Source organism: Fervidibacillus halotolerans (assembly GCF_026547205.1).
Lineage (GTDB): Bacteria > Bacillota > Bacilli > Bacillales > Caldibacillaceae > Fervidibacillus > Fervidibacillus halotolerans.
Map to the genome: position 1 here is coordinate 1,514,023 of NZ_CP106877.1, position 19,697 is coordinate 1,533,719.

Genomic DNA, 19,697 nt, shown 5'->3' on the forward strand with positions numbered 1-19,697 from the left:
TGTGTTATGATATAATCAGTCTTAGAAAAATGAAAGGTTGTTTTACCAATGGAATTAGACAATAATAACCATTCAGTGTTCCCGTTGTATTATCATCTTGTTCTGGTTGTAAAATATCGCAGACAAGGGATTGATGATACCATATCTGACTATGCAAAAGATATGTTTGTGAGACTGGGTAAAAATTACAATATTTCCTTGGTCGAATGGAATCACGATATGGACCATGTGCATATTTTGTTCAAAGCGCATCCGAATAGTGAACTGTCAAAGTTCATCAATGCCTGTAAAAGTGCAAGTTCTCGACTGATCAAAAAGCATTTTCCGCAAGTGAAAGGAAAACTGTGGAAAGAATATTTTTAGTCAAGAAGCTTTTGCCTGCTTACAACGGGTGGTGCACCCATTGAAGTCATAAAAAAATATATAGAAAATCAAGGTATGAAGTGATGGGGTGTCGATATGGCAAACAAAGCCTATCAGTTCCGTCTGTACCCAACAAAAGAACAAGAACAACTGCTCACCAAAACCTTCGGTTGTGTCCGTTTCGTTTACAACAAAATGCTTGAAGAACGCATACAAATTTATGAAAAGTTCAAAGACGACAAAGAAGCTTTGAAAAAACAAACATTTTCGACCCCTGCCAAGTACAAAAAGGAGTTTCCTTGGCTTAAAGAAGTGGATAGCCTTGCGCTGGCAAATGCCCAATTGAATTTGCAGAAAGCGTTTCAAAATTTCTTTTCCGGTCGTGCTGGATTTCCAAAGTTCAAAAACCGCAAGGCGAAACAGTCGTACACCACAAATGTGGTCAATGGCAACATTAAGCTTTCCGATGGCTATATCAAGTTACCCAAACTGAAATGGATCAAGTTCAAGCAACATCGAGAGATTCCTGCCCACCATATCATCAAAGCTTGTACGATCACGAAAACAAAAACAGGAAAATACGATATTTCTATTCTTACAGAGTACGAACATCAACCTGTACCAAAAGAAGTGCAAACGGTTGTTGGCTTAGATTTTTCCATGAACACGTTGTATGTCGATAGCGAGGGTAAGAGAGCCAATTATCCTCGATTCTATCGGCAAGCCTTAGAAAAACTAACCCGAGAGCAACGGGTGCTGTCACGCCGCAGGAAAGGTTCTAATCGTTGGCACAAACAGCGTCTGAAAGTTGCAAAGCTACATGAAAAAATTTCGAACCAACGAAAAGACTTTCTGCATAAGGAGTCGCACAAATTAGCGAAACTTTATGATTGCGTGGTCATCGAAGACCTCAACATGAAAGGGATGTCACAAGCCCTCCATTTCGGTCAAAGCGTTCATGACAACGGCTGGGGTATGTTCACCTCTTTCCTTCAGTACAAATTGGAAGAACAGGGGAAGAAACTGATCAAAATCGACAAATGGTTTCCCTCATCCAAAACGTGTTCATGTTGCGGTCAAGTCAAAGAGTCTCTATCGCTTTCTGAGCGTACATTCCGCTGTGAATGTGGATTCGAGAGCGACAGGGACGTCAATGCAGCAATCAATATCAAACATGAGGGCATGAAACGATTAGCGATAGCCTAACTTGTCCTCGAACCGTGGGGCACATGGGGATCGCTCGGTCAACTTCCCATCATGAGATGGGATTACCCGAGAAGCCTCCACCTCTAAGCGAAGCGTAGGTGGTGGGAGTATGTCACTAGCTCCATCCTTTTAAAAATTTTTCCGCCTGCTCCCTTCCCAATTGAAGGAGAGCTTCTTTTTTTTCTTCTGTCAAAGAAAATTCGCTCGCCATAATTCCTTCAGTCGGGATAAAAATAATATTTTTTTTGTTCATTCCGGATATATATCTAGCATCGTGGGCATCTTTCATAGTCACGAATAAAGCTTCAAATAGTTTGAGGGCATTTTCAATTTTTCTCGGTTCCTGATCCTTTTCGTTTGCACTTAGCTTGATCCCAATAACCGGACGTTTCAACTTCACTTGACTTTGATCGAATAACCACATTGGGAAATTACTTAATACACCACCATCGACGATAATAGCTTTCCCTTTCTTCGTTTTGATTCGAACCGGTTCGAAAAAAAAGGGTAAACTACAACTCATACGGACTGCTTTTGCTACGGAGAAGGTTTGAGGATGAATATGATAATTTCGTAAATCATCCGGAAGAACGACGAGTCGGCCATTGGTCAAATCGGAGGCGATTAAACGTAATTTTCCTGGAGATAAATCGGAAAAAGTGAAGATCCCTTTCTTCTTTAATCGATCCTTAACCCATCCTTCCAATGCATCACCCTTGTACAATCCTAAACGCCAATAAATAGGAATCCATTTTAATATGGAAATAGGAGATTGAAATCTCGGTTCATCCAACATATCTTTTAAATCGAGGGTATTTAATTCTTGGAAAATTTCCTGACTCGTATATCCCGCTGCGAGGAATGCGGCAAGTATTGCCCCAGCACTCGTACCTGCTACCCGTTTAAAACGGATCCCCCTTCGTTCTAATACTTCACACGCACCGATAAAAGCGAAGCCTTTCACTCCACCACCGGAAAATACTCCATCGACATACATACCCATCCCTCCTCCTTATATATGTAAGCGAAAAGGTAAAGGATTAGTACAGATATAAAAAAGCCGCCTCATCAAATTTGAGACGACTTTGCCTAGGTTATATCATTATAAACCGCACTTCAGTTGGGCTCCGCAGTTATCACACGTATTACACCCACCGTGTTCTTTAACTTTCCCCTTCCGACAAATTGGACACGTATTTCCAACTTCCGATCCAATCGTTACATCGGTTGAACGGAGATCTTGAATCGTTTCAACTAACATCACTTTCGGTTTTTCTACTTCTTGTTCTACCGGTTCATCTTGCTCTTCCGCTTTTAAGGTTAAAACTTGGGTATCCCGACTACCATCCACATAAACCGTACCACCCTTTGCTCCACCTTTATAAAGACGTTCATATACTTTTTCCACTTGTTCAACCGAATATCCTTTCGGGGCATTGACCGTTTTACTAATAGAACTATCGACCCATCGTTGAATAACACATTGTACATCAGCATGGGCTTCCGGTGATAAGTCCATTGCCGTTACAAACCAGTGAGGTAAATGATTTTCATCCGCATCCGGATTTCGATCCAAGTATTCTTGAACAATATCAGCTTTTACTTCGATAAATTTACCTAATCTTCCACTACGATAATAGGTGAAGGAGAAATACGGTTCCAACCCGGTGGAAACCCCTACCATCGTACCTGTCGAACCAGTCGGTGCCACTGTTAATAAATGGGAATTGCGAATGCCATATTTTAAAACCCCGTCTCGAATGTCTTCAGGCATTTTTTTCATATAACCGGTTTCCGTAAAGACCTTTCTTAAACGCATCGTGTCTTCCTCTGTCTTTCCGACCAAAAAGGGGAAACTTCCCTTTTCTTTCGCCAATTCAATGGAAGTTTTGTACGCAGTCGTGGCGATCGTTTCAAACACCTTGTCTACAAGCTCATTACCTTCTTCTGAACCATATTCCTTTTCACAATAGATGAGTAAATCAGCTAACCCCATAACTCCAAGTCCAATTCTTCTCTCGCCAAGGGCTTGTTTTTTGTTTTCTTCTAAGAAGTACGGGGTTGCATCAATTACATTGTCCTGCATCCGTACACCAATTTGAACCGTCTGTTTTAATTTTTCAAAATCTACTTCCTTTTTCTTCTTATCTACCATATTTGCTAAATTCACCGCTGCTAAATTACAAACGGAATAGGGGGCTAATGGCTGTTCTCCGCATGGGTTCGTCGCAACAACTTTCTGCCCGTAAGCTTGTGCATTTGTCATTTCATTGGCATTATCAATGAAAAAGATCCCCGGCTCAGCAGAGTAAGTTGCACATATATTAATTAATTTCCAAAGTTCTCGAGCTTTAATTTTTCGATAGGTCCGTATCCGGAAACCTAATTTTTCCCATTCACGAACATCACCAACATGATGCCACTTTTCATTATATTGTTTCATCTCATATTCGTTGTAGCTTTCCACATCTGGAAAACGCAATTCAAAATCTAGGTCCTTCTCCACAGATTCCATAAAATCATTCGTTAAACAGACGGAAATATTTGCTCCGGTTAAAAAATCCGGATTGTGGACTTCATACACGCCACCATCTGTTAATTTTTGTTCAGCATCGTTAATAATTTCTTCCGTAAATCCTCCGTAACCCGGGATATGTTTGAAGTTTTTAATCGCCTCATACATCGTCCGTTCTTGTTCGGTTAAAGGGACAAATTTCAATTTTTCTTCTGCTAATTTTTTAATTTGTTCATCTTCCGTCGATTCAATAAGAAACCGTAAAATACGTGGGTTTTGCATTTTGGAAATAATAAACTCAATGACATCCGGATGCCAAACTGCGAGCATAATCATTTGGGCACCTCTTCGGGAACCACCTTGTTCGACTAAATGGGTTAATTTGGCAATATCGTCGAGCCAAGAAACAGAACCGGATGATTTTCCATTTACGCCCCTCGCTAACGTATTGCGCGGTCGAAGAGTAGATCCGTTCGTCCCAACTCCCCCTCCCCGGCTCATTATCTCCATTACTTGTTTCCGATGTTCAGAGATACCTTCCCGGGAGTCTTGCACGTAAGGCATAACATAACAATTAAAATATGTAACATCCGTTGCTGCACCTGCCCCATAAAGCACCCTTCCTGCGGGGATGAAATTTAATGAAACGAGCTCTTGATAAAATTTTTCAAACCATTCTTTCCGTAATTCATCCGTTTTTTCAACTTCCGACAAACCGGTTGCATTTCTTTTCGCGATTTGTTCATAGAAAATTTCCAACGGCTTTTCAATGACATCTAAAGATCGGGTCACGATTCCTGATTCGATCTCTTCCGGCTTTTCCAATGCTCCCCGATATTCTTCTTCTACTAGGACAGTCGCTTTTTTCTCTTCCCAATGTATATCAAGTATGTATCCGACTCCTCGGGCAGGAAATTTCGGGTCTTCTTTAATCGTTAAAACGACAAAATCCCCTTCTGTTAACGTTAATTTTTCTGTATCTTTAAATGAGTATCGATCCAACATAACGAGTCTTGAGACCCCTTTGAAGGTAATTTTCATATCCTCAGTAATTGGGTGTACTTGAGGAAAAAGTCGGATTGCCTCATTTAATCGTTTAATGTTCAAGGTCGGTTTTTCTCCAGTGGCTATCGTCATCATCCCATCTCCTTTTCTTCGATTTCCATTCCTAAGAATCCTTTTGAAATTACCTTTACCATATCATACAAAAAACCGAAAATCAATATGTTGTATTAAAAATTCATTTCACATACTATATATTGTGTTTATAAGCATATTTGTCGAGATTTGTCAATATGATAAACGAATCATTTTTCATCCGAATGTAAACTCAACAAAAGTTTATTCTACCAAAGGGACGAAAGAAAATAAAGAATGTAGATAAAAAGATATGTTCGTAGTTTTTTCCATTTTGTCAAAAGGACGGTAAAATCCTGCATTGATTCCTAGATACGTAATCATCCTACTTTTGATCAGAAACTGTGGACATATTGTTCTCATTCGTTCATTTTCAGGTTGTACCGACTTTTTTTCTAGGAGTGATGTCTATTAAAAAATTTTCTTTGCCCTTTTCACTGTTCATCTATATAATAGGAATAGTAGGTTCGATTGGAAAGGAGAACATCGATGATTTATGTACTTTTAGGCATCATTATTGCCCTCTTCGGATATGGACTTTACAATTTCTTTTATCAAAAAAAAGTTTTAACCGCTTTAACCCAGGAGGAATTTATTAAAGGGTATCGAAAAGCCCAGCTAATTGATGTGAGGGAACCGAATGAATTTGAATCCGGGCATATTCTCGGCGCAAGGAATATTCCATTATCCCAATTGAAAATGCGTTTAAAAGAAATCCGGGCCGACAAACCGGTCTATTTATATGACCAAACGGGTTCTCGTAGTGGACGAGCCGCTATTATTCTCCATAAAAAGGGATATAATCAATTATTTTATTTAAAGGGTGGCTTTAAAAAATGGACCGGAAAGATTAAAGTCGGAAAATAAAAGGGAGGATTCCCTGCTGAGGCAGGTCGTCCTCCCTTCTTATTTATTCTTTCATATAACGAAGAATCGGTTTCCGTGCGGCTTTTGCTTCATCGAGTCGCTTAACCACCGTCGTATGGGGGGCATCTTGTACGATTTCTGGATTTTCCTCGGCTTCTTGAGCAATTTGAATCATCGTATCGATAAAAGCATCGAGCGTTTCCTTCGATTCCGTTTCCGTTGGTTCAATCATCAATGCCTCTTCCACGTTCAGTGGAAAATAGATCGTCGGCGGGTGAAATCCGAAGTCGAGAAGGCGTTTCGCAATATCAAGGGTCCGTACCCCTAATTTTTTTTGTCTACGACCGCTTAACACAAATTCATGTTTGCAATGGCGATCAAAAGGCAAATCGTAATAGGGACTCAATTTACGCATCATATAGTTCGCATTTAACACGGCATTTTCTGCTACTTTTTTTAATCCATCCGGTCCCATCGTTCGTATATATGCATAAGCTCGAATATTAATTCCAAAATTACCATAGAACGGTTTCACCCTTCCAATGGACTCGGGTCGATCGTAATCGAACGTATACCCATTTTCACCTTTTACCAATACGGGTACAGGAAGAAACGGAATCAATTCCTTTTTAACCCCAACGGGACCGCTTCCTGGGCCGCCACCTCCGTGGGGACCGGTAAAGGTTTTATGCAAGTTGAGATGGACGACATCAAACCCCATATCCCCTGGGCGCGCCTTTGCCAAAATGGCATTTAAATTTGCCCCATCATAATACAACTTTCCTCCAACTCCGTGGACGATTTCGGCAATTTCCAAAATATGCTCTTCAAAGAGACCGAGGGTATTCGGATTTGTCAACATTAATGCCGCTGTATCCTCACCGACAACCCGTTTTAAATCTTCCAAATCGACAAGTCCATTTTCATCGGAAGCGACCGTTACCGTCTCAAAGCCAGCGACCGTCGCGGATGCGGGATTTGTACCGTGGGCGGAATCAGGGATGATGACTTTCGTCCGATGGAAATCTCCGTTTGCTTCATGGAACGCCCGAATCATCATTAACCCGGTCCATTCTCCGTGGGCACCGGCAGCAGGCTGTAATGTCACTTCATCCATTCCGGTAATTTCCTTCAAATGTTCTTGAAGATCATACATCAATTCCATTGCCCCTTGAACCGTCCGTTCATCTTGCAGTGGATGAATATGGACGAATCCCGGAATTCGAGCGAGATCTTCATTAATTTTCGGATTATATTTCATCGTACAAGATCCTAACGGGTAAAAGCCGTTATCGACACCGTAGTTTCTCCGGGACAAGGCTGTGTAATGACGAATAATATCCAACTCGGATACTTCCGGTAATTCCGGATCTTCTTTACGAATATACTCTTCAGGAATTAAGTCCTCCACTTTTGTCTCTTCCAAATCGAATTCAGGAAGGGAATAACCGATTCGACCTTCCTTACTTTTCTCAAAGATGAGCGGAAATTGATCTTGTCCCATCATACTTCCCCCATTTCTTTCACAAAGTAATCGATTTCTTCCTTCGTACGAATTTCCGTCACACAAACGAGTAAATGGTCTTTGAATTTTGGATCGACTTTCCCTAAATCGTATCCGGCGATCATCCCCTTTTCTAACAATCGTTCCGTTACTACTTTCAATGGTTTCTTCGATTTGACGACAAATTCGTTAAACGAGGGACCTTCGAATGGGATTTCAAATCCTTTCTTTTTAAAGGCTTCCTTCGCATAATTCGCTTTACGGACATTTGCAAGTGCCATTTCTCGAATTCCCCTTTTACCTAAGGCTGTCATGGTAACGCTTGCAGCCAACGCAATCAAAGCTTGGTTTGAACAAATATTGGATGTTGCTTTTTCCCGACGAATATGTTGTTCCCGGGCCTGTAATGTTAAAACGAAACCTCTTTTTCCATCCTCATCTGTCGTTTGACCGACCAATCTTCCAGGAATTTTTCGCATCAATTTCTTCGTTGTCGCGAAATAACCGGCATGAGGCCCACCGAAGGATTGAGGAACACCTAACGGCTGTACATCCCCTGTTACAATATCTGCATGAAAATGTCCAGGCGGTGTTAAAATGCCTAAAGCAAGGGGATTGGATGAAACGACAAAATGTGCATTCTGTCCATGGACAATCGGTTCGATCTCCTTTAACGGTTCAATCCGTCCGTAAAAATTCGGATATTGAATAATAACGCAAGCGACCTGATCATCCATCCGATTTTGAAGTGCTTCCAAATCGGTGATTCCATCTTTCATTGGAATTTCTTCCACCTGTAATTTTTGACCTAACGCATAGGTTTTTACAACTTCCCTATATTCCGGATGGGTCGATTGTGAAATCAAAATCGTATTTCTTTTCGTTTGATTACAAGATAAAATGGCCGCTTCTGCTAAAGCCGTTCCCCCATCGTACATGGAAGAATTGGATACATCCATTCCAGTCAATTCACAAATCATCGTTTGGAACTCAAATATGGCTTGTAGTTCACCTTGGGAAAATTCCGGTTGATAAGGTGTATAGGCCGTGTAAAATTCCGACCGAGAAATGACGTGATCGACGATGGATGGTATGTAATGATCGTACACGCCAGCACCTAAAAAGCTAACGTAATTTTGCAAATCCTTATTTTTCCCTGCTAGTCGAGAAAGCTCTTTCGTTAACGTCTTTTCCGATACTGCTTCTTTAATGTTCAGGCGCCCTTCAAAACGGATTTCTTCTGGAATATCCGAAAATAATTCATCAATGCTTTCAACACCGATTTCTTTTAACATTTCCTTTCGATCCTCGGCAGTTGTTGGTAAATACCGGAAATTCATATCCATCCCTCCCGTATGAAGTCTACTCCTTTTTTCGTTTATAAAAGGGCGTAGGTACGATTTTCGCTTTTAATTTTTTATTGCGAATTTCCACATACATTTCTTCCGATGTAGCATAATGTGCGTCGATCAGTGCCAACGCAATATTTTTTTTCAGCAATGGAGATTGGGTACCCGATGTAATAAACCCGATTTCCCGTTCATCGTCGTATACTTTATATCCATGCCTTGGAATTCCCCGGTCAATCATTTCTAGACCGACCAATTTTCGAGGGGAACCTTCCTGCTTTTGTTTTTGTAATACGTCTTTACCGAAAAAGTCAGATTCCTTATTCGTTTTCACAAAAAAGCCTAATCCTGCTTCAATTGGGGAAATATCCTCGGCCAATTCCTGTCCATATAAAGGCAAGCAAGCTTCAAATCGCAACGTATCCCGCGCGCCTAAACCACATGGTAAAAGCCCTTCCTTTTTTCCATTCGTTAAAATTAAATTCCATAAATAAGGGGTGTCCTCGGATCGACAATATAACTCAAACCCATCTTCTCCGGTATAGCCACTTCGACTAACCATCACCTTTACTTCGCCAATCTCCACATCTGCTCGAAATCCAAAAAAGGGTATTTCAGATAAAGAGATGTTTTTTACGAGTTTTTGTAAAATTCCCTCTGCAAAAGGGCCCTGGATAGCTAGTTGTCCATATTGATCGGATTTGTCCTCAATCGTCACATCCCCTGATTTTTGTTTCAAAAACCAATGATAGTCCTTATATGTATTGGCAGCATTTACGACTAGCAAAAAGGTAGTCGGTGACAGACGGTAGACGAGCAAATCATCTATGGTTCCACCCTCTTCATTACACATTAATGTGTACTGGGCTTTTCCTGTAGCAAGTTTCGAAACGTCATTTGTTAACAACCTTTGCAAAAAGGATTCTGAGTTCTTTCCAGATACGAGAATTTCACCCATATGGGAAACATCGAAAAGACCGGCTTTCGTCCTCACCGCCAAATGTTCTTCTTTTATACTCGTAAACTGAACTGGGAGCTGCCATCCGCCAAAATCGATCAATTTTACGCCTTTTTCCTTATACACATCATAAAGCGGCGTCTGTTTCTGTTTGTCCATATTCCCAACCCCTTTCCATTAGATCATCCGTGAAGATCGATTTACTTTCCCTCGGGAAATGATAATTCCCGAAAGAAAGGACATACTAAAGTACGAATGTGTCTGTAACATCTTCATCAAATGTTCAAAGATTTGATATGATATATCATCATCGTAACATCGGAGTACCTTTTCAGCAACTATTTATCGTATGAAAAGGAGAGGGATAAGGTTGGAAGTGAGAATCGATTTCCATCAAACATGGCAAAACGCCTTTTTGCAACGTTTAGAAAGGGATGGACCGTGGTCAAATTGGGAAATATACCAATTGGCACTCGAAGCAGAACAACATACATTCGTTTCTGATTTTGACAACTTACAATCGTTAAAATTTTTACCCGAATTAAAACCTCTTCCCCATCAATTGGAAGCGGTCAAACAAGTCATTGAAAATATGAATGGTAAAGCGATTTTAGCCGATGAGGTAGGATTAGGAAAAACGATTGAAGCAGGCTTGATTTTAAAAGAATATATGATCCGAGGATTGGTGAAAAAAGTATTGATCCTTGTTCCTGCCTCTTTAATCTCCCAATGGGTATTAGAATTAAATAAAAAGTTCTATATTCCAGCAGTACCGTATAAAAAATCGTGGGGATGGAAGGATCAAGACATCATCGTCTCTTCCCTCGATACGGCGAAACGAAGTCCCCATGCTGAGATGATTTTAGAACAAAACTATGATTTTATTATTATTGATGAGGCACATAAATTGAAAAACGCCCAAACGAAAAATTATCAATTTGTTCAACGATTAAAAAAGAAATTTTGCCTGTTGTTAACAGCGACCCCGATTCAAAACAAGGTTGAAGAAATTTTTCACTTAGTTTCCCTATTAAAACCCGGTCATTTAGGCAGTTCCTCTAATTTTTTAAAAAAATATAAAGGAAGCCATCGTAAAGAAATCGACGATGGACTAAAAGATTTAATCCGAAAAGTGATGGTCCGACAAAGCCGTCGGGAAACAAATATTCAATGGACGAAACGACATGTTGAGACGGTAATCATCAATTTTACACCGAAGGAAAGGGAATTTTATGAAATGATTATCAAATTTCCGAAAAAGGAAGCCATATTTGACAACGCTTTTAGTTTATTGACATTAAAACGGGAAGCATGTAGTAGCAAAGAGGCCGTTTTTTTTACTTTGAAAAACATGTTGAAAAAACAAAATCCCCCTTCACCGGCCTTAGTCGATTTTACCAACCAGTTAATAAAAAAAATGGAAGGAATAACCGTCAATTCAAAGGCGGAAAAGGCACTAGATTTAATCCGAAAAATCGATGACAAGGTCATTATTTTTACTGAATATCGAGCTACACAACTTTATCTACAATGGTTTTTCCAAAAACATGGGATTCGTTCCGTACCCTTTCGAGGTGGATTTAAACGGGGAAAGAAAGATTGGATGAAGGAACTGTTTCAAACGAGTGCGCAAGTATTTATTTCAACAGAGGCGGGTGGTGAAGGGATCAATTTGCAATTTTGTAACCATATGATCAATTTCGATCTCCCTTGGAACCCGATGAAATTGGAACAACGGATCGGTCGCATCCATCGCCTCGGTCAACAAAAGGATGTATTTATTTATAATTTTGCTGTTAAAAATACGGTGGAAGAACAAATTTTAAAATTATTATACGAAAAGATCAATCTGTTTGAGCGGGTAATCGGTGAATTGGATGAAATTTTAACAAAATTAAACGTAGGAACTTTACATGAACATTTAACAGATATTTTTGCTACGTCTGAGTCGGAAGGGGAAATGAAGATTAAAATGGATAATTTTACTTCCGTCATCGAATTGGCCCAATCGTTAAAAGGAGATGAACTGGATGCAGCAACAGGAAATTCGTCAATTTCTTAAACGATTTTTCGATGCTACCCAATGTAAAACCGTTCAGGATGACGGAAATGCCTTTACCGTACAACTAACCGTCGACATGGATAAGGCCCTTATGAACCGTCCCTTTTATTGGCACTATATCGAAAAAACCCGAGGGACGCCAAATCCGCAAAAAATCACATTTCTCACCGATTTTTCTAATTCGAATGAATCAAAAGGGGAAAAAATCCATTTCGGTTCTCCACGGCTCCATCAAATTTTCCAATTAACGAAAAAACTCGGTGGATTTATCCGGATGTTTGAAGATCGACCGGGAACCGTTCAAAACCATACGCCACTTATTCCATGGCTATGTATGAACATAAAAGTAAGTTATATTTGCGATCGGAAAAAGGATGAATTCCATTCCATTGGATTAAATTTAATCAATGGGAAGATGTTGGATAATTTCCACTATCTTCTGAAGGATACATCAATGCCTTTATCGATGAAAATGCCTGATTTTGCTTTTACCTTTACTCCCCTTATAAAGCCGGTAAGTGGAATAAAAAGAATTGAACAATATATTCGTTCCCAATTGCAACAAGAAGACCACACGTGGGCGATGGAAGCGAAAAAGCGGTGGGAAAGGGATGAAAAATTACTGAATATTTTTTTTGAAGAATGGGAGGAAAAACCGGAACAGTATGAAATCGAAAAGGAAGCTCTACGGGAACAATATGAACCGAAAATTTCCGTCGATTGTATTAATGGTGGAATCTTTTATTTAACGAAGGATCGATTTCGTTAAGCTTCTATCAATGGGGCTGCCCTAAAAGTACAGCCCCCTTTCTTCGTAGATGATACTTTATAGATTTCATTTCGATGGCGGCACTTTCCGTGAGTACGGCTTAGACTTTTTAACTCGCATCGTTCGTAGGGTCTTCGGCTCATGCTGTTCCCACCGAAATCACCGTCACCTACCCTTTCATAAACATTGGGACTGTTCGGGCAGTCCCTTTCCTTTTTTCCAACGAAATCCTTTTATTTTCTCCGTATTTTTCTTTTGATGATCTGAAACTCTTCCTTCATTGCATAGGGCATGATGCCGAACCATTTATACAAACGTTGATCCCTTTCCTTTTTTTCTAATTTCATCCTCTTCCGTTCTTCCTTCGGTTTATCCAAATGTGAAACCAATGTCTCTGTAAGAAATTTTACATATTCATTTGATTTCAATATGGCTCACCAACCTTTTCATTTTTCTATTCATAGGTTAGACGAAGGAATGAGAAACTAAACGTATTCCGATCATCATCCGATTAAATTTCATTCCAACCGATGATTCGATTGGTTCTTTGATCAAAGGTAATCCAAACGGAATGTTTTCCCCCGTTAAAGGTGTAACAATCGAGGCGAATGGTTTTTTCCTCCTCCGATTCATCCACCGTCTCGAAAATTGCGTAACCTACATCCATTTGGAACGAACCCTGATTCGGTAAATCATTGTTCTTCAAATGATCATTTAATTGTTCCACAGAATAAATGAGTAGCGTTTCCAAATCATAACCGGTTTTCGTCGCAGCAAAAAAGCGTTTTTCCGTCTCATATCTCACCAGGACATGAACGATGATTACGGAAAAAACCATCAATAAAAAAAGCGTAAGGGGTAAAATAAAACCATTTGCTTGATTATTCTTCCACCTCGATATGGGGCGGGATGAAAATCGTTGCTTCGTGCACTGTTCCGTCTTTTCGTTCCACCTGAATGGTGATTCCTTTCGTAGTTTTCTGATAAGAAAAGGATGCAATTGAGAATAGAATAATTTCATGCCCTTTTAAATCTACCCTCCTTCGCAACTGATTCCCATATTTTTCATACAGTATCAATTTTTCATCTTCATAAAGCAATATTCGGTTATAGGTTAAACGGATTTTATCACTGTTTCGTATCTCACTTTTTACCTGATTTACAAACACTTCCCACTCCATTTCATTCAAAAACTCTTCTGTATAATCATGATATTGAAGAAGTGGAACAGTATGGGAAATAAAAATAAGAATCAGCGAAAAAATAAAAAGGGAAAAAAACAGCTCCAACAATGTAAATCCTTTATCGTCTTTGAATCGACCGACAAACACATTTTTCCTCCTGATTTTTTAAAAAATATCGTACACAAATATTTACCGAATTCTCCATCCGTTCAACTGTAACGAAATAATCGGTGTATTTTCCATTAATTTCTGTTTCTAACGGTTCTTCTAAAATATAGTTTATCGTTTGTTCAGTTACGTGAAATGTGGCCTCCTGATCGCTGAAAACTTCCATTCGTTGAATCGTAATATATAGAAAGGCAGGAAGGGTAAAGGATAAAATAATAAGCCAAATGGAAAAAGCAAATAAAAATTCTAAATATATGCTTGCCGATTGGTCACTTCCCATCTTTCGTCTCATAAATTGCAAATCTTCCTTTCCCGATACTAAAAAATATTCGATATTTTTTTTCTCCAATTCGAATTCCTAAGTTGCCAAATTTGCTAACATTGCCATTTGGATGGAAATAAAAATTGGTCATATGCCCCCACATGTCGACCTGATCTGGAAGTTTGCGAGATAACAAAAGCTTTTGTTCAAGCATTCGAAATTCATATTTTTTCGACAATGAATCATAACGAAAAGAAACAGCCGTCTGTTTCGTAATCGCCGTTTGTTGTGCTAAATACAAATCGGCTCTTAATTGATTCAGGACATGATTCCTTTCAATCGTATTCATTGTAGAATAAAAAAAGGGTGGGAGGGTGGCTAAGACAATAACTAAAAAAAATAATACGATTAACATTTCGAACAGGGAAAATCCTTTTTCAGCATTTCCCTCCCCAATTTCGTTCTTAATCCGAAGTATTCTTTTCAACATAAGCGCTGCCTTCTTTTATATGAATTTGGCTTCCATCCGGACAAACGGGATTTTCTTCTAAATATTCTTCATCCATTAAATCGGATATCGATGTAGGAAAAGACTGTTTATCGATATAGTAGGCTTGAATTTGTGCTTGAACCATCTTTACCATCCCGTCACATCCTTTTTCACTAATGCTCTTTTGATTTTTCGTCACGTTCGGAATCGTAATGAGTAAAAGAATCGTCACAACAAATAATACGATCATCATTTCAATTAATGTAAAACCCTTTTCGTTTTTCATAATATCCCCCCACGATCATAATTCGTTAATGAATTGGAATGAAGGTGATAATAAGGAAAAATAGAGAAAAATCAACCAGATCCCGATAAAGAAAAAAATTGTTGGTTGAAGAAATTTCATGAGTCTTTCTACATTTTCTGAGAAACTTTCCATACAATATCGGCTGAATGATTCCAACTCTAAATCCAACTTTCCACTCATTTGTCCATGTCGTATGACGTAAACGAGTTCTGGTTGCCAAAAGGGAATTTTAGATATGGCTTGGTCAAAGGGAATTCCCATAAGCAAATCACCCTCGATTCGCTCTGCACATTCTGAAAGATAATGTTTTCCCGGATCCTTTTTAATAAATGCCAAACTTTCTGCTAAACTTAATCCATTTTTTAAAAATTGGCTGAACTGATACGCAATATAGTACGTATTCATTAATCGAACCAATGAGCCGACAAAGGGAATGGCAACTAACATACATTGAAATTCATAACTCGTTTTCCGTCCCTTCATCCAGTAAAATAAATAAAGGACGAGTAAGAATGGAATAAGAATGATAAACAAAAAGGATACAGGATGGGCGTTGATCCAAAAGAGAATGGAAAGGAATAGATTTGGTTTAATTTGAAAGGACTGATACAAATATTGGAATTGGGGAAGTAGCAACCATTGGAAGAAGAAAAACAAAATACCGATCAATAGAAGGAGAAAGAATGGATAGGCAGCTAATTTTTCCAGTTTCATCCGATCTTCATACCGTCTTTGGAGAATTTCTGCTGCAGTTTGAAGGGCATCGGATAATCGACCGTTTTGTTCCCCGTAAAAACAAAAGCTAACGGAAATGGGATGACATTTCATTTCCTTTAACACTTCATAAAACGGATTTCCATTTTTTAACTGTATTTCGATGTTTTTTAAAGATGCTCGTTTCGACCGTTCCGCTTGAATAGATAAAAAACGAATCGCATCATTCATCGTATATCCCTCATCCAGTAACGTACTCAGCCTTTTGAAGAAGATGGATTGATCTTTAATACTCCACTTTTCTTTCCCCAAAATCATGCACCCATCTTTCATATTCCGTTTTTTGAATAAATCCGAATGCAATCCCTTTACTGATGACCTTCTTTAATGTGGGATAATCCGTTTCCATTTTTCCTCCTTTTATTTCTTGGAGCGCTTCCTTCAATGCTTTCCCATACAAAACTTCGTAAACTGCAGCCCGATTTTTCGACTTCCGCTCACAAAAGGGAGAACAATCATCCCCACATAAGGGACAAATGATTTGTACGAGCCTTTGTGCTGTAACAGCAATGATCGTTTGATCCATTTCATTCCATTGGACACCGAACTCCATTAACCGGTATAGGGCACCCTTCGCATTTTTCGTATGCATCGTCGTTAATACTAAATGACCGGTAAGGGCAGCTCGTACAGCTGTTTTAGCCGTTATTCCATCCCGAATTTCGCCGACCATAATAATGTCGGGATCATGCCGTAAAATCGCCTTCAATCCTGACGCATACGTAATTCCAGCCTTTTCATTTACTTGAACTTGGAGAAGATCATCACTATTTTTTTCCACAGGATCTTCTAACGTAATGACGTTTCGACCTAATGATTTGGATGAATGACGTAATAATGTATAAAGGGTCGATGTTTTTCCAGAACCGGTCGGTCCTGTAAAGATGATTAGACCGTGGGAAACAGTTAATAATGACAACAAAAAATGTGCTGATTTTGGGAATAGGGATAATCGGTTTAATGGAATGGCATCTTCATGGGGAATAATTCGGATCACCATGCTTTCGGCAAAGGTCGAGGGAAGGGTGGATAAACGTAAACCTATTCGTTTTTCCCCTAGTTTTACGGAAAAGGAACCATTTTGCGGTCTTCGTCTTTCCCCGATATCCATTTTTGCCTGAAATTTTAAATGGGAAAGGAGTTTTTCTGCCTCAGAGGGATTTAATTGATATTGGGGAAACAGTTGATTGGAAATTCTGAATAAAATCATAAAATGATCGGATTTAGGTAATATATGAATATCGGAAGCGTGCAAGGAATAAGCCTGAAAAATCATCGTTTCAACCTTTTTTTCAACGGACATCGTTTCGATGGACATCGCTCCTTTCATTTTGATTAATACATATATTCGACACAATCCCCGATATTCCTTCAATATTTTTTAAAATTTTTTATCTAAAAAATTAATCTTTATTGTGATATTGTGAACAATTTTTAACAATCTTTTATCAGCCTGTTAGATACATTTTCATGTTATTAATACTGTATTATAATAAAAGAAAAGTCTAATTGGGGTGTTAAACATGGAGAAAACTCTGAAGATTACAAATGTTTTGGCGGATCCTACTCGATATTCCATTTATGAGTATATTACGAAAAAACATAAAGAAGTAACGGTTCAAGAAATTGCCGACCAATTTAAAATTCATCCGAATGTGGCTCGCCTACATTTGTCAAAGCTGGAAGATGTGGATATGTTAAAATCGGAAAATAAAAAAACGGGAAGAGGGGGACGACCGAGCAGAATTTACAGATTATCTGAAGAGGTAATTGAGCTGAATTTCCCCTATCGTGATTACCATCTTTTAGCCAAAATCGCCCTTGAAGCAATGTTTTCTCTAGGCAGTGTAGCAGAACAAGCCCTATTTGAAACGGGAAAACGGTACGGTGAGGAATTAATGGAACATATGCTGGCAAAACATTCACTTGTAAAAGAGCAAATTTCCTTTGACGAGAAATTAGAAATTTTAAAATCGACCTCTTCTTCCCTCGGTTTCTATCCAGATATATATGTACAAGAAGAGGAAAAGAAATTTTATTTGGAAATTTTCAATTGCCCTTTCCGTGAAATTGCTATGGAACATAGACAGGAAACATGCGACATGCATTACGCCTTTATTAAAGGGTTGATCGGTTCTTTATTTGATGATTTTGAAATCGTCACCACTCAAAACTTATTAGACGGGTGCGATTCATGCGCATATCATGTAAATATTGAAAATTAATCTTTCAAATTATTTACAATTATAACTACGATTATTATAATGAAAATATAATCATTTTTTAATGGGGAAAGTAGTCAACAAAGGGGGAAAATAAATGGATCGGATGTTTCGAGTACTCGCCTTTTGGACGGCGATCTTTAGCCTTTTATTTTTTGTTGGAGGCAGCGAGGAAAATACAAAGATGTATGTAATGTCCTTATTATTCCTCGCACAAACCGGGTTCTTTTTATTACTAGGATATTTGAGACTTTCCGAACGGATGTATATGTATATTTTTGGAGCCTATTTAACGATTTTTTTCGTCGGCTTTACCTACTATACGACTTTTATCATGACCCCGGGAGCCGGCCAATAATCGGTTGAAAAATTCGAAACTTTTCAGGCCTAAAGGATGCACTTCAAACCGCATTCTTTAGGCCTGATTTCATTTAATCGTTCATACATCCAACATTCTCATCCCGGTCTTTTTTTGGACAATGACATGGAAAAGCTCTCCCATCCCTTCCTCTGAAATAAGGGAACGGAGGGCAGCATTTCTTTTCCACCGTTTTGAAAAAGGGGTTCGATCTTCATGATCAACGAGGGCGTCGAATATCCCTATCTTTATGAGAAATTCCCGTTGGGTGAGAAATTCGACCGTTTGAAGCCCCAATTCCCTTCCCCACTCCATAAGGGCGTCGAAATGTATATGACTCGTTATATCGATATCATTCATAACGCTTGGAAGTTTAATAAGTCGGTGATTCCGATATGCCCGTAAAGATCCATTTTTCAAATTCGCCCGATTCAGTTCAAAGAAGGTATAGCCGTAATCAATAATAATCATATATCCCCGTTTCAATCGCTCTGCCAGCTTCCGATACATTTCCTCCATTCGAAGGGGAATTTCTACCCGATGACCATCTTGAATCGTAAAATTCGGGAACCGTTTCAAGTAACGAATGATTCGTTCGTTTTGTAATGGGAGCTTTTGTTCCGAAACTTTCCCTCCCTCCGATGATACCCAAATTTCAAAAATTGTATTTCCTCTTTTTTCTATTACATGGACGGGCAACGCATCGAAAAATTCATTCATGAACATCATTCCTTCAAACGGTTCGAGATGTTCGAGATCCTCTAGAATAAGCACCTGATCATCCTGTACAAGGGACCTTTGCAATTGTCGATGGTACGGGCTTTTTTCTACAGAAATATACTGAAAATCCTTAAAGAAATGAGGAGCTCTTTTTTTACAGTGTGTGACAAAATGGACCATAAATTTCCCAGTTCCACTTCCAATTTCACAGAAAATAGGTGGTAATCGATTCTCTTCCACCTTTTGAATAAAATAATTTGCCATTAAGGTAGCGAAAATAGGGAAGAATTCGGCTGCTGTATAAAAATCAGCCCTTTTCCCAATTTTTTCTTTTTTCGTCATATAATAACCGTTTTTTGGATGATATAGTTTGTCTTCGATCCATTGTTCATAACTGACCATTGGACCCATCCATCTTCCCTTCATCCAATCCTCCCTTTGATCATCCACTTGCCCCATCACCTCCGTTCATCCATAAAATT

At 39.0% G+C, this 19,697-nt stretch carries 20 protein-coding genes and 1 pseudogene; 7 read left to right on the forward strand and 14 right to left on the reverse strand.

Annotation, left to right across the window (positions count from 1 at the left end; all coding sequences use genetic code 11):
* Positions 1–48: 48 nt before the first annotated feature.
* Together tnpA and OE105_RS07250 are read left to right on the forward strand one after the other, a co-directional pair.
* Positions 49–447, forward strand: a pseudogene (gene tnpA, locus OE105_RS07245) (IS200/IS605 family transposase).
* Positions 448–459: 12 nt separating this feature from the next.
* Positions 460–1,569, forward strand: a complete 1,110-nt coding sequence (locus OE105_RS07250) for an RNA-guided endonuclease InsQ/TnpB family protein (protein WP_275419545.1) — start codon at positions 460–462, stop codon at positions 1,567–1,569.
* A gap of 115 nt (positions 1,570–1,684) precedes the next feature.
* On the opposite strand, the gene OE105_RS07255 is transcribed toward OE105_RS07250, so the two are convergent.
* On the reverse strand, positions 1,685–2,566 hold the full coding sequence (locus OE105_RS07255; protein WP_275419546.1) for a patatin-like phospholipase family protein: 882 nt from the start codon (positions 2,564–2,566) through the stop codon (positions 1,685–1,687).
* A gap of 105 nt (positions 2,567–2,671) precedes the next feature.
* Complete coding sequence (locus OE105_RS07260; RefSeq protein WP_275419547.1) at positions 2,672–5,221, reverse strand: vitamin B12-dependent ribonucleotide reductase; 2,550 nt, start codon at positions 5,219–5,221, stop codon at positions 2,672–2,674.
* Between the two features lie 489 nt (positions 5,222–5,710).
* On the opposite strand from OE105_RS07260, the gene OE105_RS07265 reads away from it, so the two are divergent.
* Positions 5,711–6,088: a rhodanese-like domain-containing protein gene (locus tag OE105_RS07265; RefSeq protein ID WP_275419548.1), complete on the forward strand. Its 378-nt coding sequence runs from the start codon at positions 5,711–5,713 to the stop codon at positions 6,086–6,088.
* A gap of 43 nt (positions 6,089–6,131) precedes the next feature.
* Here the strand turns inward: OE105_RS07265 and gcvPB are convergent, their stop codons facing one another.
* From gcvPB to gcvT, 3 genes are read right to left on the reverse strand one after another with little or no spacing between them, the layout of a single operon-like run.
* The gene (gene gcvPB / locus OE105_RS07270) at positions 6,132–7,595 is read right to left on the reverse strand and encodes an aminomethyl-transferring glycine dehydrogenase subunit GcvPB (protein WP_275419549.1); all 1,464 of its coding nucleotides are present in this window, start codon (positions 7,593–7,595) and stop codon (positions 6,132–6,134) included.
* Positions 7,592–8,932, reverse strand: a complete 1,341-nt coding sequence (gene gcvPA / locus OE105_RS07275; protein WP_275419550.1) for an aminomethyl-transferring glycine dehydrogenase subunit GcvPA — start codon at positions 8,930–8,932, stop codon at positions 7,592–7,594. Before gcvPA ends, gcvPB begins: the two co-directional genes overlap by 4 nt.
* Positions 8,933–8,954: 22 nt before the next feature.
* Positions 8,955–10,058, reverse strand: a complete 1,104-nt coding sequence (gene gcvT / locus OE105_RS07280) for a glycine cleavage system aminomethyltransferase GcvT (RefSeq protein ID WP_275419551.1) — start codon at positions 10,056–10,058, stop codon at positions 8,955–8,957.
* Positions 10,059–10,269: 211 nt separating this feature from the next.
* Between gcvT and OE105_RS07285 the strand changes: the two genes are divergently transcribed.
* Together OE105_RS07285 and OE105_RS07290 are read left to right on the forward strand one after the other, a co-directional pair.
* Positions 10,270–11,961 carry a DEAD/DEAH box helicase gene (locus OE105_RS07285; protein ID WP_275419552.1) on the forward strand — a complete coding sequence of 564 codons (1,692 nt, stop codon included), beginning with the start codon at positions 10,270–10,272 and terminating at the stop codon, positions 11,959–11,961.
* Entirely contained in the window at positions 11,930–12,730 is an 801-nt protein-coding gene (locus OE105_RS07290; RefSeq protein WP_275419553.1) for a YqhG family protein, read from the forward strand. Before OE105_RS07285 ends, OE105_RS07290 begins: the two co-directional genes overlap by 32 nt.
* Before the next feature lie 233 nt (positions 12,731–12,963).
* On the opposite strand, the gene OE105_RS07295 is transcribed toward OE105_RS07290, so the two are convergent.
* The 8 genes from OE105_RS07295 to comGA all read right to left on the reverse strand — a co-directional run bounded on the left by OE105_RS07295 (position 12,964) and on the right by comGA (position 17,272).
* Positions 12,964–13,158, reverse strand: a complete 195-nt coding sequence (locus OE105_RS07295; RefSeq protein ID WP_275419554.1) for a YqzE family protein — start codon at positions 13,156–13,158, stop codon at positions 12,964–12,966.
* An 83-nt stretch (positions 13,159–13,241) separates the two neighbouring features.
* Entirely contained in the window at positions 13,242–13,535 is a 294-nt protein-coding gene (gene comGG / locus OE105_RS07300; protein ID WP_275419555.1) for a competence type IV pilus minor pilin ComGG, read from the reverse strand.
* 76 nt (positions 13,536–13,611) lie between these two features.
* On the reverse strand, positions 13,612–14,061 hold the full coding sequence (gene comGF / locus OE105_RS07305; protein ID WP_275419556.1) for a competence type IV pilus minor pilin ComGF: 450 nt from the start codon (positions 14,059–14,061) through the stop codon (positions 13,612–13,614).
* Positions 14,033–14,374 (reverse strand): hypothetical protein, encoded by a 342-nt coding sequence (locus tag OE105_RS07310; RefSeq protein ID WP_275419557.1) that lies wholly within the window; start codon positions 14,372–14,374, stop codon positions 14,033–14,035. Before OE105_RS07310 ends, comGF begins: the two co-directional genes overlap by 29 nt.
* Positions 14,352–14,834, reverse strand: a complete 483-nt coding sequence (comGD, locus tag OE105_RS07315) for a competence type IV pilus minor pilin ComGD (RefSeq protein WP_275419558.1) — start codon at positions 14,832–14,834, stop codon at positions 14,352–14,354. Before comGD ends, OE105_RS07310 begins: the two co-directional genes overlap by 23 nt.
* The gene (comGC, locus tag OE105_RS07320; RefSeq protein ID WP_275419559.1) at positions 14,809–15,120 is read right to left on the reverse strand and encodes a competence type IV pilus major pilin ComGC; all 312 of its coding nucleotides are present in this window, start codon (positions 15,118–15,120) and stop codon (positions 14,809–14,811) included. The genes comGD and comGC overlap by 26 nt, the downstream gene beginning before the upstream one ends.
* 15 nt (positions 15,121–15,135) lie before the next feature.
* Entirely contained in the window at positions 15,136–16,167 is a 1,032-nt protein-coding gene (gene comGB / locus OE105_RS07325) for a competence type IV pilus assembly protein ComGB (RefSeq protein WP_275419560.1), read from the reverse strand.
* A complete protein-coding gene (comGA, locus tag OE105_RS07330; RefSeq protein ID WP_420842502.1) occupies positions 16,142–17,272 on the reverse strand; it encodes a competence type IV pilus ATPase ComGA in 1,131 nt (376 codons plus the stop codon). The genes comGB and comGA overlap by 26 nt, the downstream gene beginning before the upstream one ends.
* A 166-nt stretch (positions 17,273–17,438) precedes the next feature.
* Between comGA and OE105_RS07335 the strand changes: the two genes are divergently transcribed.
* Together OE105_RS07335 and OE105_RS07340 are read left to right on the forward strand one after the other, a co-directional pair.
* The gene (locus OE105_RS07335; RefSeq protein WP_275419561.1) at positions 17,439–18,140 is read left to right on the forward strand and encodes a helix-turn-helix transcriptional regulator; all 702 of its coding nucleotides are present in this window, start codon (positions 17,439–17,441) and stop codon (positions 18,138–18,140) included.
* Between the two features lie 94 nt (positions 18,141–18,234).
* Entirely contained in the window at positions 18,235–18,495 is a 261-nt protein-coding gene (locus OE105_RS07340) for a DUF2626 domain-containing protein (protein ID WP_275419562.1), read from the forward strand.
* An 81-nt stretch (positions 18,496–18,576) separates the two neighbouring features.
* Here the strand turns inward: OE105_RS07340 and OE105_RS07345 are convergent, their stop codons facing one another.
* Positions 18,577–19,674, reverse strand: a complete 1,098-nt coding sequence (locus OE105_RS07345) for a class I SAM-dependent methyltransferase (protein ID WP_275419563.1) — start codon at positions 19,672–19,674, stop codon at positions 18,577–18,579.
* Positions 19,675–19,697 lie beyond the last annotated feature (23 nt).

Coding starts and splice junctions, on each gene's coding strand:
- OE105_RS07250 (WP_275419545.1), top strand. CDS start 460: ATGGCAAACAAAGCCTATCAGTTCCGTCTGTACCCAACAAAAGAACAA.
- OE105_RS07255 (WP_275419546.1), bottom strand. CDS start 2,566: ATGTATGTCGATGGAGTATTTTCCGGTGGTGGAGTGAAAGGCTTCGCT.
- OE105_RS07260 (WP_275419547.1), bottom strand. CDS start 5,221: ATGACGATAGCCACTGGAGAAAAACCGACCTTGAACATTAAACGATTA.
- OE105_RS07265 (WP_275419548.1), top strand. CDS start 5,711: ATGATTTATGTACTTTTAGGCATCATTATTGCCCTCTTCGGATATGGA.
- gcvPB (WP_275419549.1), bottom strand. CDS start 7,595: ATGATGGGACAAGATCAATTTCCGCTCATCTTTGAGAAAAGTAAGGAA.
- gcvPA (WP_275419550.1), bottom strand. CDS start 8,932: ATGAATTTCCGGTATTTACCAACAACTGCCGAGGATCGAAAGGAAATG.
- gcvT (WP_275419551.1), bottom strand. CDS start 10,058: ATGGACAAACAGAAACAGACGCCGCTTTATGATGTGTATAAGGAAAAA.
- OE105_RS07290 (WP_275419553.1), top strand. CDS start 11,930: ATGCAGCAACAGGAAATTCGTCAATTTCTTAAACGATTTTTCGATGCT.
- OE105_RS07310 (WP_275419557.1), bottom strand. CDS start 14,374: ATGAGACGAAAGATGGGAAGTGACCAATCGGCAAGCATATATTTAGAA.
- comGD (WP_275419558.1), bottom strand. CDS start 14,834: ATGTTGAAAAGAATACTTCGGATTAAGAACGAAATTGGGGAGGGAAAT.
- comGC (WP_275419559.1), bottom strand. CDS start 15,120: ATGAAAAACGAAAAGGGTTTTACATTAATTGAAATGATGATCGTATTA.
- OE105_RS07335 (WP_275419561.1), top strand. CDS start 17,439: ATGGAGAAAACTCTGAAGATTACAAATGTTTTGGCGGATCCTACTCGA.
- OE105_RS07340 (WP_275419562.1), top strand. CDS start 18,235: ATGGATCGGATGTTTCGAGTACTCGCCTTTTGGACGGCGATCTTTAGC.
- OE105_RS07345 (WP_275419563.1), bottom strand. CDS start 19,674: ATGGGGCAAGTGGATGATCAAAGGGAGGATTGGATGAAGGGAAGATGG.